The following is an 811-nucleotide window of genomic DNA, read 5'->3' as shown; positions in this document are numbered from 1 at the left end:
AAAGATCAAAAGGGATACGGGTGGTTTATTTACCCCCAGGTAGAGATGAATATTATAGGGTCGCTGCTGGAAATGCTTTGGCGTTGAATCCGGGTATTCAGGAAGAACAGGTTGTTCCCGCTCGATACCGCCAAGAATTCCTGACTATTGCGTGGGAACAGATTCATCTTCGGAGCATTTTTCCCTTTCATTATTTTTCTATTGGAGCTTCCCTCATTCCTTTTATTGAGCACAATGATGCGACGAGGGCTTTAATGGGATCTAATATGCAACGTCAAGCGGTTGCACTTTCTCGATCTGAGAAGTGCATTGTTGGAACTGGGTTGGAACGACAAGCAGCTCTAGATTCAGGGGTTTCCATTATAGCCGAACACAAGGGGAAGATCCTTTATACCGATACTGATAAGATCCTTTTGTCAAGTAATGGAGATATTTTTGATATTCCTTTGATTACGTATCAACGTTCCAACAAAAATACTTTTATGCATCAAAAATCCCAAGTTCTCCGGGGCAAATATATTAAAAAGGGACAAATTTTAGCAGATGGTGCTGCTACAGTTGGGGGTGAACTCTCTTTGGGAAAAAACGTATTAGTAGCTTATATGCCGTGGGAGGGCTACAATTTTGAAGATGCCGTACTAATTAGTGAACGTTTAGTATATGATGATATTTATACTTCTTTTCACATACGTAAATATGAAATTCAGACTTATGTGACAAGCCAAGGCCCTGAACGGATAACTAAGGAAATCCCACATTTAGAAGCCCATTTACTCCGGAATTTAGACAGTAATGGAATTGTAATATTAGG

General features: G+C 40.1%; 1 pseudogene. It reads left to right on the top strand.

Annotation, left to right across the window (positions count from 1 at the left end):
* Positions 1-811, top strand: a pseudogene (gene rpoB / locus QQK25_RS24895) (DNA-directed RNA polymerase subunit beta); the annotation flags it as partial.

The sequence above is a fragment of the Zoogloea oryzae genome (assembly GCF_030161255.1).
In the GTDB taxonomy this organism is placed as follows: domain Bacteria; phylum Pseudomonadota; class Gammaproteobacteria; order Burkholderiales; family Rhodocyclaceae; genus Zoogloea; species Zoogloea oryzae.
This window is presented reverse-complemented; position numbering and strand designations above follow the sequence as displayed.